The organism is Singulisphaera rosea, from assembly GCF_054877945.1.
Genome location: NZ_JBTYIP020000001.1, coordinates 344,401 through 360,370, shown reverse-complemented (window position 1 = coordinate 360,370; position 15,970 = coordinate 344,401). Strand labels below are relative to the sequence as shown.

The following is a 15,970-nucleotide window of genomic DNA, read 5'->3' as shown; positions in this document are numbered from 1 at the left end:
GGAACAAATTATCGGTCGATGCTTGGCCTTGGTGTCGAGTGTTGATGGTTCGCGTCGCCGTCAATATTTTGTTCCGTCCTCTTGCTTTCCGCCCGTCCCCTTCCTTCCCGCTCGGTCGTGTTGAACACTTCGATGAATCGCTCGCGGTGAGGCCATGAGTTCCAACTTTCGCTGTCGAACCACGCCTCGCGGAAATTGGTCATCGGCTCATAAACCGGCAGCCAGGCCGGTGGTAAAGCAAGGACGTCGTCGTCGCTTTGAAGGACTTGGCCGCAGCGACTGCAGCGTGACTTATCTGATAGCCAGAACGGCATTCCTTCGACCTCAACGATCCTCCCAATTTGGATCGGACGCGAGGGGTTTGGGTAGGAGGCAAGTACTTACGTTTCGCTGCGAACCCACTCCCTAATTTTCCGCCTGCGTTCTCGGGTCATCGACACGTCGTGCTGTGTGCTCGCCACGCATGAGTCGTCCTAGAGCCCGTCGGCGGCATGACCGCCACGGGGCTTGGCGATGTCGGTGATGAGGCGGCCGCGCTTGAAGATGGAGATCGTTCCGGTGGATTGGGAGACGCAGAGCGTCACGGCGTCGGTCGTCATGGTGATGGCTGCGGCGGCTTCGTGGCGGGTGCCGAGGCCTTGGGGGAGAGCTTCTTCGAGCTTGGCGTGGGGGGCGAGGTAACGGCCCGCACTCAGGATGACGCCGTCGCCACGGATGATGAAGGCCCCGTCGATCGAGGAGAATTCCTTGATCGTCTCTTCGAGGCGAGGGTCGAGGACGTTCCGCTCGTTCTCGGGATAGCCGTGGAACGGGTTGATCACGAGCTGGTGGCTCTGGGCGAGAACGCGGTCGCTGTCGCCGACGACGAACAGGGTGCCGACCGGCCTTCCCTCTCGGCCTTCGAGGCCGAGCTCGCTCGCCAGGCTGAGGAGCCGCTCGAAGACGGCGGCGGTGACGTCCGGGGGGAGCGGGTCGGCGGCCGAGTGGGCGAACATCTCGAGCTCGGTCCCGAGGTCGAGGACGATGATCGTGTCGATCGTGCCTGAGCCGTCGATGCCCGTCAGGCAGACGATCCGGTCCCCCATCCGGAGCAGGTTCTCGGCCGCGGCGACGAGCATGGCGACCTTGATCTGGCCGGCACGCGTCATCGTGATGTCGGGGACGCGGACGATCGCGCAGAGATCCTCCCAGCCTTGAGGGGCCTGGAAGGTCGCGCGCCTCGAGACGAGGATGACGCGGAAGTCGACGTCCTGAATCAGGTCGGAGAGGTTCTGATCATCCTCGACGACGTCCGCGTACAGCAGGACCACGCGAGCCCCCACCTCGCGGGCGATGGCGTGGGCGTGTCGAACCAGGCTCCGGGTCAGCGTTTTCAAGGGAAAGGCTCACGGATTCACGGGAGGGGGATTGACGGGTCCATCGAGGGCGAACTCCACCGCGATTTCCAGGACTCCGAGGTCGTCGAGGTATTCGGGGTCGTTGGCCCTCCCCACCTGGACGAGTCGGAGACGATTCGCCCCGGGCTGGAGTACGCCCGAGGGGATCGGGACCCGGATACGCTCGGGCGACTCGTTCTTGGACGTGACGTACCGGTTGAGGTAGTCGACGGCCTTGCCGTTGACCTCGAGGTTCGTCCTGACCTCTCCCTTCCTGACGAGGTCGGCATAGGGTAATCCGACGACTTCGCCAACCATCTGGACCACGTCGAAGGTCAGGAACGCGGGCCCCGAGGGAATTTCGACGAGGTTGAACTCGCGCTCCAACGTCCTCCCCTCGGGCTGGGGAGGATCGAGGGGGTTCGGCCGACCGACAACCTCGTTGCCCATGTGGTGGGCCGTGGGATCGATGACGGTCCGCCGGCCTCGGCCGAGGACGCGGAGGCTCCGCAGCCGATCTCGGGAGATGGTCAGCGGGGCGGAAGAATACGAGGTCTCGAGCGTGAGGCTTGTATCGTCGAGCGCGGTGAGGGCCCCTTCCGCCTGGTCCAAGTCCCTCGGGTCATTCCCAGGCGCCGAGCGCCAATCGACCCGAACGAGCCACCCCAGGAGGGGACGCCCCTGGGTCGCGAGCCGACGGAAGTCGACTCCCGCAACCTCGCTCCAGGGGAGTTCCACGGCGTGATTGTCGACGAGCACCGCGACGCGGTCGGAATCCAGCTCCTTGATGCGGCCGAACAGTTGATCGCCGTCGGCCAGTTGGACCTGGTCCTGGGTCGGGTCGATCTCCAGGCCCGAGACGGCCTCGGCGAATCGGACGAGGCGCATGTCGTCGAAGTGGCCGGACAGGCCGGCCGGGGGGGCGGATTTGCTCGAGCCGATACTCGCGAGACGGATCTCGGTGAGCGGGCCGCCTGGGCCTCGGCCGTGGGCCAGGTCGTTTCCGTCGACGGCGACCTCGGTCTGTTCGGGGCCGAAACGGACGCTGAGACGATGCCAACCGGGCGTTCGCAAGAGTCGCTGCACGGCCAGGGCCGGCCCTCCGGGTGACTCGACGGACAGGCTCTCCTCGGCCCAGCCGAGGATCACCCGGACGGTTTCGGGTCCGGAAGGGCCTCGGAAGGCGAGGTCGACGCACCACTGCTGCCCCGAGACCACCTCTTGGTTGTCGAAGAAGGCCGTCTCGAGACGACCGGCCGCGACCGGTTCGGCCAACCTGGTGGTCAGCGACGTGCCTCCTGCCGGGATCTGGGCGCTGTGGGAGCCGGCGAGTCGAGGATTGTCGACGATTTGGGGATCGCCGATGGTGGTCCAACGGGGCCCGTTCAGGGTCTCCAAGCCATCGTCGAAGACCCGCATCTCGCCGACGCGCTGGATGATCGACCGGACCCCGGATCTCGCGAACTGGATCGCTCGTCCGGTCGAGCTCTCGACGAGCCGGACCTCGGAGGCGTCAGTTTGCCCGAGCCGTCCCGAGACTCGTCGGCCCAGGCCGAGTTCGACTCGGAACGGGGGGAGTCCTTCGTTCGGGGCGGGACCTTGTCCCGAGAAGGTGACGACTGCCCCTTCCTCGAGGGGGACCGCCCCGTCCTGGCCCGCCGCCGCGAAATGAAAGCGTTTCGTGACGTCACCGACGAGCCGTCCGGATAGGTTCCGGCCGTCCTTGAGATGCAAAGACTCCGAAGGTGGAGGGGGCGGATCGGCAAAGTCCACCGCCTGTGATCGAGGCGGGAATGCTGACGTCATAGCGATGATGATCGCGAGGAGACGTGGGTTTGCCTTCATTTCCGTGATTCTACGGGCCGTTTTACCCGCTCGGCAAGCGCTCGCCCCGGGGCCTCCACCCCGATTCGGCCCGCATCTCCCCTGACGAGGGTCGAGAAGGCGACTCCTGGAGGAGTCCCGGGTACCGATCGGGTGACTCGAGCTCCAATCGAAGGAAGTCGATGGCTCCCGCCGTTTTTTGTCGACCGTCGCCGGGGCCGCGGGTAAAACCTCAGGGCTCGCTCCGCGATTTCCTCAACTCGTCTATCACTTAGGAGCCTCGAGTTATGCCGGTTCGACTTCGCGTGGGTCTATTCGTCTGGGCACTGGCGGGGTGGGCGTTCGCGCCGTCGGGATCCGCCGCCGAACCCGAGCGGCCGTTGCGGATCATGGTCTTCGGCGCCCATCCCGACGATTGCGAGCTCGATGCCGGCGGGACGGCCGCCCGCTGGGCGAAGCTCGGACACCAGGTCAAGTTCGTGAGCGTGACGAACGGCGATATTGGACACCACGAGCTCGCCGGGGCGATCCTCGCGAGGCGACGTTCGGCCGAGGTCCAGGCCTGCGCGAAGATCCTCGGCATCACCTCCGAGGTCCTCGACATCCACGACGGCGAACTGCTCCCGACCCTGGAGAACCGTCGCACGATCACCCGGAAGATCCGCGAGTGGAAGGCCGACATCGTGATCGCCCACCGGCCGAATGACTACCACCCCGACCACCGATACACCGGGATCCTCGTGCAGGACGCCGCGTTCATGGTCATCGTCCCGAGTTTCTGCCCCGACGTACCCGCCTTGAGGCACAACCCGGTCTTCCTCTACTCCGAGGACGGGTTCAAGAAGCCGAACCCCTTCCGGGCCGATGTGGTGGTCCCCATCGACCCCGTTTTCGACCTGAAGGTGGCGGCGATCGACGCCCTCGAGTCCCAGTTCTACGAGTGGAACCCCTGGCTCTTCGGCGAGCTCGACCAGGTCCCGAAGGGGAAGGCCGAGCGGCTCGAGTGGACCAGGAAGCGGGCGGAGAAAGGCTACGGCGCCGTCGCCGACCGCTATCGGAAGCTTCTGATCGAGGAACTCGACAACGAGCGGGGCAACGGAGTCAGGGCGGCGGAGGCGTTCGAGGTCTGCGAGTACGGCTCACAGCCATCGAAAGAGGAGTTGCGAAGGCTATTCCCGTTCTTCGGGAAGTAATGATCGAGGTGGGGCATGACCTCTCGACGGTGAGAGTGGCCAACGAGTGGCTTGCACACGGCTCGAGATCTTCGTGACCTGAGAGCGGAGGCGAAGACGGGACTGGCTCCGGGCCTTGATGACGGACCGCGAGGGACTTCGCCTCACTCGGCGCCGAGCCGGTTCCTGTGTTCCTCGGACGGACGCGATATCGTCGAGAGCACTTCGAGGCTGGAGCCTTTGTTCAGTGGTTTTTGCCTCGGCTTGTGAAAGAAGAGCCGGGCAAGAGTGCCCCACCGAACGGAGGGAGGATGGGTCGTGCCGGGTTAGCGGGTATGTTGGCGCGGATTCATGACGACCAAAAAAAAGACCCGCCTTCGGTGACGAAGGCGGGCCCGGGATTCATTGGTCGACGTTTCGATCAGGGAGGGGTCGTCGCGACCGCCGGGCCGCCGCAACGGCGGAGGTGGTCCTTGTCGATGTAGACGACTTCCACTCGGTGGTCGAGGTGGTTGAACGGGATCGGGTAGTCGGACCAGTAGGACTCGTCGTAGTACACGGTGCACTTGTAGTGGCAGTGGACGAGCTGGCAGGGTCCGGCCAGGGGGTAGACCTTGCAGGGGTCGACCTTGTCGCCGATCTTCTCGATGAGGAACCGAGCGTTGTTGCGCTGGGTTTCATAGAAGGGCGGAGACCCGTTCTTGAACTTGGTCACCTTGTCCCACACCTCGCGTTCGCTCGGCGGATCGAGGCAGGTCCCCGGGGCGAATTCGCCGGGGATCGGGTCGAGGATCGGCACTCGGTCCCGCTTCTCCCGCTCCATGTCGCGCTCGAGGCGCTGTTGCTGGGAGGGCAGGATCGGCCAGGCCATCGACCAGCCGGTGATGTGCAAGGGCGAGATGTTTCGGGCAACGTAGACTAGGCCGCAACCGCTGTTGCCAGTGGTGACCATCACCAACAGGGCACCCATCAGCAGCCCGCGAACCCAGCGCGGGGTGATCGGGCCCCGGTGCCGCGCGGATTTGGTCATTGGAAATCCCCTCCGTGGAACGTGCGCGAACTCGCCGGGGGGCACTCCTACCCCTCCGGCCTCGGCGCCGGGGTCCGTCTTGCACGGCGCTCGAACCAGACGATCGATCCGACTTCGGGTCGAACCGCTTGGCCGGTTCATGTGGTTTAGTTATCGAACGAGGGGGACTCGGGGTGTGAGGAATTTCCCTCGAATAGCGGCGAATTCGACTTGCGGGTTCCGCGAAGGGTTTGACCACGCCATCGTCCGCCCCTCCCCTGCCCTCGTCCGTCGGTCCCTGAAATGCACCAAGGGCCGGCCGGAACGAGTCCGGTCGGCCCTTGGGATGTTTCGGCAGGACCCGTGCGGGTCGTTGAGATCTCTTAGTAAGAGAAGATGCCGAAAGGATACGGGGTGAAGAACGGGCGGGTGTAGTTCTTCTTGAAGTCGAGCCACCAGATCCCGTCGTCCCAGCGGAGGGTCACGGCTCGCCAGTCGAGGGGAACTTCAGGATAGGGGTAGGGAGCGCTGATGTTCGGCCAGGCCTGCCAGGGGTAGGCGGTCGGGTAGCCGACGGCCGAGAAGTTCGGGTACGGGGCGTAGCTGGGCCAGGCGTAGTTCGGGGCGCCGGTGGCACCCATGGGCGCGGCACCGGGTCCGCCGGCGGGGCCTTCGGGGAGCGGGCCGCCGTCGAAGCCGGAGGGGCCGGCCGGGGCCGTCGGGGCTGCTCCGCCGTCATAGATGATCTCGCCGCCACCGGCCGCACCGTGGTGGCCGTGGCCGCCGAAGGCGACCTGCGGCTGGTACTGGGCGGCTTGGACGCGACGGTCGCCGGCCAGCTTGATCTGGTCGGCCACGCCGGCGACGCCGGCAACCTGCTGGGCTCGGCCGAGGGCTTCGGCCTTCTGGGCCGCCGTCTTCACGGTGCCCGAGAGGGTCACCATGCCGTTGCGGCTCTCGATCTCGATACGATACCCGGCCAGAGCCCGGCTCGACCGCAAGGCACCGGCGACGGCGTCGGCGGTGGCCTGGTTGGTGCTCGGGACCGGCCCTTGGGCGAGCGACGCCGAGGAAGCGAGGGCCACAAGGCCGAGCGCCATCGAAATCCGTTTCAATCCAACCAACATGGGCTTATCCTTCTCCCGCCAATGGCCGACACATCGAAGTCTTGAACGACGCGCGGGTCACGCCGTTCCCGGTCGGCATTTAGGTCTGTCTGATCCGCGACTCGGGGATGATTCGTTTCGCCGCTCGACCCTCGTAGCCCTTCGCGAGCGACGGCGAATGGCCGACGCTCCGGGGAAGGAGTGGGACGGGGCCGAGAGGCCCGGACGTTGAGGTGTGGAACTCAAGGAGGTGTTGGCATGTTCGGCCGGACGTCTCAGATTCGCCGCAACTATGGCTCACGATCCGGGGGCGGTCAAATCGCGGAGCAAAAAAAAAACGGGGCCGAGGGGCCCCGTTGCGCGAATCCGTGATCGGTGCGGAACTTACGCTTTCGCCCGAATTTCAACCTGCCAGGTTCGGCTCCGGTACCACCCTCCCGAGCTTGGGTCGGGTTGTATCGACGGCCGCATTTCCCGCCGTCATGCCGATCAGAAGGACTGTCATGGTCACGCCGGCGAAGAGGGCGAACTCGGAGTCATGGCGTCCGCAGAGCGCCCCGGAGATCCCCAATCCGACCATGGCGACGACGAACCCCACGCGGCCCCGATTCGTCCAGCGCCTGGAAGTCGCCGGGAGGAGGCGGCTCAGGTAGAGGGCCAGGACTCCGACGACCTGGAACAGCATGACCGAGAACTCGAGAAACGAGCTGAGGCGAGGCAGGTCCATACAGGCTCCTTCCTTGGGCACTGTGTGGGGCGTTGATGATCATCATCGCGGCAAGATGAAGGGACGGATACGGGAGGAGGGGTAATGCAGGTCCCGCGCCGTTCGCCGAATATTCCGGTTTCGAGGGCGTTAAGCGACATTGCAAGTCGACAACTTGAGGAAAAATCCGGCCCTCGGCCATTTTTTTTGGCCGAGGGCCGGAAAGTCTTACACGAAGGGCTTGGCATTCTTACAAGAAGGGAGGTTTTTCAACGATTCCGGATCCGACCCTTCATGTTGGGGCGGTCGATGATGCCCGCCCCGCTGACGTCGAGGACTTTCCAGCCGGCCTTTTCCTTGCGGACGGTGACGGTCCGGAGATAGGTGTCACCGTCTTTGTTGTTGCTGAGGATGACGCCGAGTTTGCCCGAGCTCTTCGCCTGGTTTTCGCCCGCGATCTGATAGCCTTCCAACTTGGAGGCGAAATCCGCCAGGGCGTCTTCGCTCAGGCTCTCCTCGCGGATCTGCTCGAACATCTTCTGGTTCTTGACCGCAGCTTCCGTCGGGGCACGGAGGGCCGTGGCCTCGGCCAGGCGCTGGAGGTCCTTCGCCTTCAAGGCGTCGAGGAAGGACGTGACGGCATCGGTCGGCGACCGGAAGGAGGCGGGTTTGCCGCTCCCCGGCGACGCGCCGGCGTTACGACCGGCGGCCGGGCCACCCGGCCCTGCGTCCGGCCGTCTCATTCCTGCTCCTTCGAACGCGTCACGTCGCCCTGCCCCGCCGGCAGTGGCCGCGGCCAACGGCCCGGGATTTTGGGGGGGCGTCTGGCCGGGGACATTCGCCGTGCGATCCCTGAGCGGCTTGCCGCCGGGGGCCACGGTAACGCCGGCACCCGGGGGGCCCCCTGCTCCTCCGGGACCTGGGGGCATCGAGGCGCCACCTGGACCGGGGGCATTGCCGCCGGCCGAGGCTTCGGCCCCCGGCGCCGAGGGCGCGGGCTTGTTGCCGAGGGCGAGCATTTCGGCCGTTGCGGCGGTCGTGTCCGTCTTGCCTTCAGAGCCGGCGGCTTTGCCAGCGTCGGCGACCTCTTCCTTCGCGGGCTTCGCGTCGGCCGGTTCTTCAGCGGCGGGCGACGCCGTCTTGGCCGCGACGGGCTCCGGCTTGTCCTCTGCGGGGGCGGACTCAGCCGGAGGCGTGGGTTCGGCCGGTTTTTCCGCTTGGGCGACGACGGCCTTGGCGGCCGGCGCGGGGGCCGCCTGGGCGGGGGCTTCGGCCTTCACCTGCGCGGGGGCGGGGGCCGGTGGTGGCGTCGGCGGGGCCGAGGAGGTCGGGGGACCCGACGCCGCGTTCGCGTCTGATTCCGGGTCGGGGACGTCGCTGCCGCCACAGCCGGCCCAGGTCAGGCATAACCCGGCCAGCCCGAATGTCACAAGCCGTACTTTGCTGGCGGTCATCGGACTTCGGTCCTTTCGAGGGTGAATGGGCCGGGTCGGCATGCGAGGGAGGGGAGGGACCTGGTACCCTCGGGCCGTACCCGATGCGAACCAACCCTTTCCCCGTCATTATCTCCGATCTCAGGATTTCATGAAAGAGGGTGGATGCTCGTGACCATCCATCTGCCTGCCATCCGCGGGGCGCGATCACGAGGCGGCCAGCGGCCACAGATTCGTGGCGGACTTGCCCCTGCCGCAATTTGGGTTGTATGATACGACCTATTGTCGAAAGCTGTGCGACACCGACGTCGGAGTGATTGCGATGCCCCCAGCCTTGAAGACGATTCTCCTCGTCGATGACGATAACGAGATCGTCGAGTCGATGCGTACGGTCCTGGAAAACAAGGGCTATCGAATCATCGTCGCCCGCGACGGCAACGCCGGTCTGACGATCGCCGAGCGTGAGAATCCCGACCTCATCGTCCTCGACATGATGATGCCCAAGAAGAGCGGCTTCCTCGTCCTCGAGAAGCTCAAAGGGCGGCCGGGCGGTCTCATCCCCACCATCATGATCACGGGCAACGAGGGCAGCCGCCACCGCGCGTATGCCGAAATGCTCGGCGTCCGTGATTATATCCGCAAACCCTTCGCCATGGAGAAGCTCGTCCGGGCCATCGAGCGGATCCTCGAAGGGCGCACGTCCGAGCCCGACCACGACTGAGTCTAGGGGCCCCGCCTCAACCTACCCCAGGCCTAGAGTCAATCGAGGAGGATCCCTTCGACGGGAGGCCTCCTCATGTCGTTGGTTGGACGATCCCGCCGTTGCAATCACGGGATGGAATACCCGATTTGCCGGAGCCGGGTCGCCAGGGCGATCAGGGGAAGCCCCAGGATCGCCGTGTAATCCTCGGTGTCGATCCGCTCGAACAAGGCGATCCCCCGCTCTTCCAGCTTGTAGCTCCCCGCGCAGTCGAGAGGCTGGTCGGAGGCGACGTAACGCTCGATCTCCGGATCCGACAATTCCCGCATCCGCATCGTCGTCATGTCCGTGTGGACGAACGTCGTCCCTTCGTGGAGCACGGCGAACGCGGTGAAGAGCCGGTGGGTCGCCCCGGCCAGCCTCCTGAGCTGCTCGAAGGCAAGCTCGGGGGTTCCCGGCTTTCCCAGGACCAGACCGCCGACGCTGACGACCTGGTCGCTCCCGATCAGGGTCGCCCCGAACTCTTCGGCGGCCAGGCTCTCGGCCTTGGCTCGAGCCAACGTCGCCGCCAGATCTTCCGGGGAGAGGCCGGCCTGTTTCCAATCCTCCTCATCGATTTGAGGGGACCGGCATCGGAAAGGGATCCCGAGCCGGTCCAGCAACGTTCGACGATACGGAGAGGTGCTGGCAAGGACCAGGCCTGGCACGTGCGTCTTCCCTCGAAGGTCGTTGTCAGATTCCAGAGAATCTCGGCAACGGAAGAAACACGGATCTAGAAATCAAGAGGTCTATCAGCAGGTGACGCGGATGGACGCGGATCGGAAATTCGAAAAATTTTTAGTCTTTTGAATTAGCTATCTGTGTTCATCTATGAAATCTGTTGATCGTTTCTCTTTTTTTTGTCTTGTCCGTGTTCGATCCGTGTTTCATCCGTGGCTAAAATGTCCCGCCTTCCATCTGCGGTCGATCGTAGCTACACGGGGGGCTCGTTGCGGTCAGTCTCGATCGGGAGCCCCGTGCTCCGCCTTGAATTGCACGTCGTAGTCGTCGAGCCAGGCCTTCGCGCGCGCCAGGTCCTCGGCGCGGACCCAGACGCGAGGTCCGGAGCTCATGCTCCCGAGCGCATCGTGGAGGTCGTGCGTATCGGACATGGCGGGGATCCCCGCTTCGGTCAGCCGGTCGGCCAGGAACTTCGCCTGCATCAGGTCGAGCGCCCAGTAGGCCTCGACGAGCTCGCCCGAGTCCAAGCCTAGTGCGGGCGGGAGGGGCCCGTCACCCGTCGGCATGTCGAGGTCGAGCGGCGAAGACTCGGCGGGCTCCGCGTCGGCGGGCACGAAGCTCGGGTCCTCGACCCCGTCCACCGAGGTGCCGCAGGACCAGCAGACCTCGAACGTTGCATCCACCTTCGACCCACACTTCCGACAAGTCCACATACCTGGTTTCCTTCGCGATGGTCTCGGCAGGTTGCCCGGCCGTGGAGAGGATCCCAATCCCGCCGACGATCGTACCCGGGATCTTTTCACGCGTCGAAGTCTTACACCCGAATCGTTCCGAGCAACTCGGACGGCGGGAGGATGTAGCCGAAGAAGAATTCGCCGAAGAGGGCGTAGCGCGCCGAGCTCTCGTCGAACCTCATCGTGTAGACGATGTCCTTCAGATACGTCGGGTTCTTCGCCCAGAGGGTCACCCCCCACTCCCAGTCGTCGAGCCCCGTGGAGGCCGTGATGAGCTGGGAGACCTTCCCGGCGAATTTCATGCCGCTCCGGCCGTGCTGGCTCATGAGCTCCGAGCGTTGCTCGAAGGGGAGCAGATACCAGTTCTGGTCGCCCTGACGCATCTTGCTCATCGGATAGAAGCAGAGACACGGCCAGTCGGGGAAGTCGGGGTAGAGCCGCTGCTTGTTCATCGGCTCGAGCCGCTCCGCATAGGCGGCGACCTTCGCCTTGTACACGGCGCTCTCCGGGTCGGCCCCCTCGCGGTCGCGGAGGATCCGGGCGTATTCCTCGGCGTCCGGCACGTACTCCGAGACCTCGGTGATCGAGTAGAACGAGTCGCTGATCGAGAGCGCCGGGCCGAGCTTCGATGCCTGGATCGCCACCTGGATCCCGTGGATCGCCTTCAGGTCCTTGCCGGCCAGCATCACACCGAAGTCGGCCTTATGGCCGATGACGGCGAACGACTGCATCTGGTCCGGCCCCCCCGCGCCCGAGGGGGTGAGGATTCGCTCCAACTCCGCGCGTCCTTCGGCCCGAGCCTCCGGCGAGAGCCCGGCGAGTACCCCGCGGTCCACCTTGAAGAAGAGGTGGAGGAAGTGCCAGCCATCGACCGGAATCAGGGTCGCCGGCACCTGAGAGGATGACGGACGATGACCGTGCTGCATCGGGTGGGTCGGCGCCTTCGGGGGCATGGAAGGGCTCGTCGCGGGCGATTCTTGGGACATGTCAGGACGCTCTCTTCTCGCTGGTAGGGGCCACCCGGAGTCGACCAAAAGCCCGGGGACGATGCTGAGGGATGCTTAATGAGGGTCAGGACGTTCGTGCAGGAATCTCGATCCGTGTAGGGTGGGCACCGCCCACCGGGCCTTTCGGGATGCCGGTGGGCGGTGCCCACCCTGCGAGTTGGGAGCGGATCGCGCGTGCAAATTTGTTCCCGACCCTGAAGCCGGTTCCATTCTACTCGTCGCTTCTCGACCGGCCAAGAAAGGGGCGTCTCGTGGAATTTCGCGCCTCCCCTCAATATGGGTCGGTAGGGAGGCGGACGGGAAGCCGGATGGTGAAGGTGGTCCCCACGCCGACGGACGTCACGACCTCGATCCGCCCCTGATGCTCCTGAATGGCGTTGTAACTGATCCAGAGGCCGAGGCCCGTCCCGACGCCTTGAGGTTTCGTCGTGAAGAACGGGTCGAAGATCCTCCCGAGGAGCTCCTCGGGGATGCCTGGGCCGTCGTCGGCGATCGAGAGGGCCACCTCGGTCCGATCCTCGTTGGCCCAGGAGCGGACGTCGATCGTCCCGCTCGTCCCGAGGGCCTGGATCGCATTCATCATGATATTTAAAAGAACCTGGTTGAGCTTGCCCGCGAAGCACCAGACGGAGGGGAGCTCTCCGAGGTCGGTCACGAGCTCGATGCCCCGCTGTCGGACCTGGTAGCGGACCATCTCGAGCGTGGATCGGATCGCGTCGTTCGGGTTGATCAGCTTGCGGTCGGCCTCGTCGAGCCTCGAGAAGTCGCGGAGACCCGAGACGATCTCGCGGACGCGCTGGAGGCCCTTGCGGGTACTCGAAAGGAGCCGGTCGAGGTTTTCCAGGGTATAGGCGAGGTCGAGCTTCTCCTCCGCCTCGCGGATCACGGCGGGTCGGTCCTCGCCGACGAAGGCCCGGTAGTGGCCCATGATCGCGGCGAGGTGGTGGACGTCGCGGTCGAGGACGGCGATGTTGTTCGAGACGTACGCCAGGGGGTTGTTGATCTCGTGTGCGACCCCGGCGACGAGTTGCCCGAGGCTGGACATCTTCTCACTCTGGACGAGGTGCGCCTGGGCTTCCTGCAACCGACGGACCGCGGTCTCGAGCTCCTCCTTGCGGTGACGAAGTTCCTCCTCAGCCCGAATCCGAGCGAGGCTGAGCCAGTGGCGATCGAGGGCGCTCCGGACGGCGGCGGCGACTCGAGGGGTGTGCAGGTCGTCCTTGGTGACGTAGTCGTACGCCCCGCGCTTCAGCAGGTCGACGGCCACGCTCTCGCTCCCCCCGCCGGTCACGATGACGACGGGAAGGTCGAGTCCCGGGGTCGAGCGGATCCTCTCGAAGACCTCGTCACCGTTCATCTGGGGAAGCTGGAAGTCGAGGATCACGAGGTCGAAACGCTCGTGGGCCAGGCGGTCGAGGCCCAACTCCCCCGAGTCGGCGAACTCGAGGTCGAAGTCGCGGAGCGTCCGCCGGTAGACCAACTGGTCGGCCTTGCTGTCCTCGATGACCAGGAGCCGAGGGATCTTGGGGGAAGGATCGCTCATCGCTCTTCGTTTCGGGTCCTCGGAGGAACGCCAACCCAGGCCGGGGCTCGTCGCCACGACGAGCCGGGCTCGGCCTGCTCGGAGGCCCCGAGTCCCTCTCCTTGACTATTATATACGGAGGCAGAGGCCGCGGCGGGTGACCGAATTCTGTCGGGTCCCGGTTCGCTGGCAAGTTTAGGTCGTTGAGGGCCTGCGAAATCCGTTCCCTCCCGAGTTGGTCGGGTCCCGGCTCGGGGCGTCCTGGTCGTTGCGGGCGGTGTCGTCGACGCATAGAATGCCTGCCCTGTCGGGTCGGTCCGTGTCGTTCCCTTCTTCGACGACAACACCTTGGGGTGAAATCGCATGCGACTGGTTCACTCGAGAAAGTCGGTCGCGATCGTGGGGCTGGCAATCTCCTGGTGGCTCGCCGGACACACCCCAGAGGCGTCTGCCCAGGGGACTTCGTCGACGCCGGAGCCCCCGATGGTCAAAGGGTGGACGAAGGGCAAGGGGTGGGGATGGATCTGGGGCAAGGACGACGAGGTCGGCGCGCTCAACGCAATGACCGACGCGAGCCGCTCCTCGGCCCTCGCCCTGGCGAAGCGCGGGGAGACCTTCGACCTCGGCATGACCTACAGTCGGCGGAGCTTCAAGTGGCCTGGCCACAGCCCGGGGGAGATCATCACGTTCCGCAGCCCCGACGGGATCGCGCGGATGAAAGACGCCGACGCCCCGCCCGCCCAATTGAACCCCGACCGGGTCTTCTGGCACTCGGCCGCCCTCTTCGTGAGCGACAACATCGCCACGCAGATCGACGGTCTCGCGCACATCACCGCGGGGCCCGACGACCACTGGTACAACGGCTTCAAGGAGTCGGATTGGGGCGGGGACTGGGGCCCGCGCAAGTGCGACGCGACGACGATCCCCCCCATCATCGCCCGAGGGGTCCTCATCGACGTCGCCGCCTACCAGAAGGTTAAGGTCCTCCCTCCGCACACCGCCGTCACGACTCAACTGCTCAAGGATGCCCTGGCCTGGGAAAACGTCGCGATCCGACCGGGCGACGTCGTCCTGGTGCGGACGGGCACGGGGCAATTCTGGGGCGAGTACGGGGCGGACCACGCGACGATCGCCGAGTATGACACCGCCGGCCCCGACCTCGCCGCCACCCGTTGGCTCATCGAGGACCAAGGGGCGATCATGGTCGGGTCCGACACCAGCGGCTATGAGGTCAACCCGCCGACCGGTAAGAATGGCACGGTGATCCCCGTCCATCGCTATCTGCTCGTCGATCAGGGGGTCCATCTCGGGGAGTTCCACTATCTCGAAGGTCTGAGCCGGGCCAAGGCCTACGAGTTCTGCTACATGGCGACCACCAACAAGATCAAGGGAACCGCCGCGGGGTTCGCCCTCCGGCCGATCGCTGTCCGTTGAATCGGGCCTATTTTGGGGGCGGCGTTTCCAAGCGAAGCGGCGCCTTCGGGCCATTCCCCGCTCGGGAGGCTGCCTTGTCCCGTTACGGGATGTCTTTTAGGATACCGGCAGGTCGTCCCTTGGGCTCCTCAACGAGGATGGGGCCGAGGCGAGGCGAAGAATGCGGACAATCGCGCGTGATCGGTGGAGTCGGCGGCACTGACTCCAGGGGTGTCTCTTCACAGACAGCGAGGAAATGATATGACGACCGCCGAGCGGACGCGGGGGCGGATCTACGACAACATCACGCAAACGATCGGCAACACGCCGTTGATCCGGCTCCAACGGCTCACGGACGGATGTTATGCCCAGGTCGTCGCGAAGCTCGAGAATTTCAACCCGCTCTGGTCGGTCAAGGACCGGATCGGCGTGGCGATGATCGATGCGGCCGAGGCGGAAGGGAAGATCACCAAGGACACCGTGATCGTCGAGCCGACCAGCGGGAACACGGGTATCGCCCTGGCCTTCACCTGCGCGGCCCGAGGATATCGGCTCAAGGTGACCATGCCCGAGAGCATGAGCCTCGAGCGCCGCCGGCTCCTCAAGGCATTCGGCGCCGAGATCGTGCTGACCCCCGCGACTGAAGGGATGCCCGGGGCGGTCCGTAAGGCCGAGGAGATCGTCAAGACGACCCCGCACGCCTTCATGCCCCAGCAGTTCAAGAACCCTGCGAATCCGGAGATCCACCGCAAGACGACCGCCGAGGAAATCTGGCGAGACACCGACGGCAAGGTCGACATCCTCGTCTGCGGCGTCGGGACGGGCGGCACGATCACCGGCTGCGGCGAGGCCCTCAAGGCACACAAGCCGGGTCTCAAGGTCATCGCGGTCGAGCCGATCAGTTCGCCGGTGCTGACCCAGCAGAGGAACGGCGACGCACTCAAGCCGGGCCCCCACAAGATCCAGGGGATCGGCGCCGGTTTCATCCCAGACATCCTCAATACCGCGATCATTGACGAGGTCGTGACCATCCGAGACGAGGACGCGTTCGAGACTTCGCGACGCCTCGCCCGCGAAGAAGGCATGCTCTGCGGGATCTCCTGCGGCGCGGCGGCCTACGGGGCGATCCAGGTCGCGAAGCGAGCCGAGAACGAGGGCAAGCTCGTCGTGGTGATCCTGCCCGACCTCGGCGAACGTTACCTCTCCACTCCCCTCTTCCCCGAATGACCGCCGACCCGGGTCGCGGCC

General features: G+C 65.4%; 14 protein-coding genes. 4 read left to right on the top strand and 10 right to left on the bottom strand.

The window, feature by feature from the left end; all coding sequences use genetic code 11:
* Nucleotides 1–473 precede the first annotated feature (473 nt).
* Nucleotides 474–1,376 carry a DNA integrity scanning protein DisA nucleotide-binding domain protein gene (locus ACYOEI_RS01445; protein ID WP_462847474.1) on the bottom strand — a complete coding sequence of 301 codons (903 nt, stop codon included), beginning with the start codon at nt 1,374–1,376 and terminating at the stop codon, nt 474–476.
* 9 nt (nt 1,377–1,385) lie between these two features.
* On the bottom strand, nt 1,386–3,149 hold the full coding sequence (locus ACYOEI_RS01440) for a hypothetical protein (RefSeq protein ID WP_462847473.1): 1,764 nt from the start codon (nt 3,147–3,149) through the stop codon (nt 1,386–1,388).
* Between the two features lie 338 nt (nt 3,150–3,487).
* On the opposite strand from ACYOEI_RS01440, the gene ACYOEI_RS01435 reads away from it, so the two are divergent.
* Nucleotides 3,488–4,393 (top strand): PIG-L deacetylase family protein, encoded by a 906-nt coding sequence (locus ACYOEI_RS01435; protein ID WP_462847472.1) that lies wholly within the window; start codon nt 3,488–3,490, stop codon nt 4,391–4,393.
* A gap of 400 nt (nt 4,394–4,793) precedes the next feature.
* Here the strand turns inward: ACYOEI_RS01435 and ACYOEI_RS01430 are convergent, their stop codons facing one another.
* The 4 genes from ACYOEI_RS01430 to ACYOEI_RS01415 all read right to left on the bottom strand — a co-directional run bounded on the left by ACYOEI_RS01430 (nt 4,794) and on the right by ACYOEI_RS01415 (nt 8,647).
* Entirely contained in the window at nt 4,794–5,402 is a 609-nt protein-coding gene (locus tag ACYOEI_RS01430) for a hypothetical protein (RefSeq protein ID WP_462847471.1), read from the bottom strand.
* Nucleotides 5,403–5,764: 362 nt separating this feature from the next.
* On the bottom strand, nt 5,765–6,508 hold the full coding sequence (locus ACYOEI_RS01425) for a BON domain-containing protein (RefSeq protein ID WP_462847470.1): 744 nt from the start codon (nt 6,506–6,508) through the stop codon (nt 5,765–5,767).
* 382 nt (nt 6,509–6,890) lie between these two features.
* Nucleotides 6,891–7,214, bottom strand: coding sequence for a hypothetical protein (locus tag ACYOEI_RS01420; protein WP_462847469.1), 324 nt, complete (start codon nt 7,212–7,214; stop codon nt 6,891–6,893).
* A gap of 248 nt (nt 7,215–7,462) precedes the next feature.
* Nucleotides 7,463–8,647 carry a hypothetical protein gene (locus tag ACYOEI_RS01415; protein WP_462847468.1) on the bottom strand — a complete coding sequence of 395 codons (1,185 nt, stop codon included), beginning with the start codon at nt 8,645–8,647 and terminating at the stop codon, nt 7,463–7,465.
* A 301-nt stretch (nt 8,648–8,948) separates the two neighbouring features.
* On the opposite strand from ACYOEI_RS01415, the gene ACYOEI_RS01410 reads away from it, so the two are divergent.
* Complete coding sequence (locus ACYOEI_RS01410) at nt 8,949–9,347, top strand: response regulator transcription factor (RefSeq protein WP_462847467.1); 399 nt, start codon at nt 8,949–8,951, stop codon at nt 9,345–9,347.
* Nucleotides 9,348–9,454: 107 nt separating this feature from the next.
* Here the strand turns inward: ACYOEI_RS01410 and ACYOEI_RS01405 are convergent, their stop codons facing one another.
* From ACYOEI_RS01405 to ACYOEI_RS01390, 4 genes are all read right to left on the bottom strand, one after another.
* On the bottom strand, nt 9,455–10,033 hold the full coding sequence (locus ACYOEI_RS01405; protein ID WP_462847465.1) for a Maf family protein: 579 nt from the start codon (nt 10,031–10,033) through the stop codon (nt 9,455–9,457).
* A gap of 288 nt (nt 10,034–10,321) precedes the next feature.
* The gene (locus ACYOEI_RS01400) at nt 10,322–10,759 is read right to left on the bottom strand and encodes a putative signal transducing protein (protein ID WP_462847464.1); all 438 of its coding nucleotides are present in this window, start codon (nt 10,757–10,759) and stop codon (nt 10,322–10,324) included.
* A gap of 101 nt (nt 10,760–10,860) precedes the next feature.
* On the bottom strand, nt 10,861–11,766 hold the full coding sequence (hemQ, locus tag ACYOEI_RS01395) for a hydrogen peroxide-dependent heme synthase (RefSeq protein WP_462847463.1): 906 nt from the start codon (nt 11,764–11,766) through the stop codon (nt 10,861–10,863).
* Nucleotides 11,767–12,058: 292 nt separating this feature from the next.
* Complete coding sequence (locus ACYOEI_RS01390; protein ID WP_462847462.1) at nt 12,059–13,330, bottom strand: sensor histidine kinase; 1,272 nt, start codon at nt 13,328–13,330, stop codon at nt 12,059–12,061.
* 342 nt (nt 13,331–13,672) lie between these two features.
* Here ACYOEI_RS01390 and ACYOEI_RS01385 point away from each other — a divergent pair, with 342 nt between their 5' ends.
* Together ACYOEI_RS01385 and cysK are read left to right on the top strand one after the other, a co-directional pair.
* Entirely contained in the window at nt 13,673–14,743 is a 1,071-nt protein-coding gene (locus ACYOEI_RS01385; RefSeq protein ID WP_462847461.1) for a cyclase family protein, read from the top strand.
* Between the two features lie 240 nt (nt 14,744–14,983).
* Nucleotides 14,984–15,949 carry a cysteine synthase A gene (gene cysK / locus ACYOEI_RS01380; protein WP_462847460.1) on the top strand — a complete coding sequence of 322 codons (966 nt, stop codon included), beginning with the start codon at nt 14,984–14,986 and terminating at the stop codon, nt 15,947–15,949.
* Nucleotides 15,950–15,970: the final 21 nt, after the last annotated feature.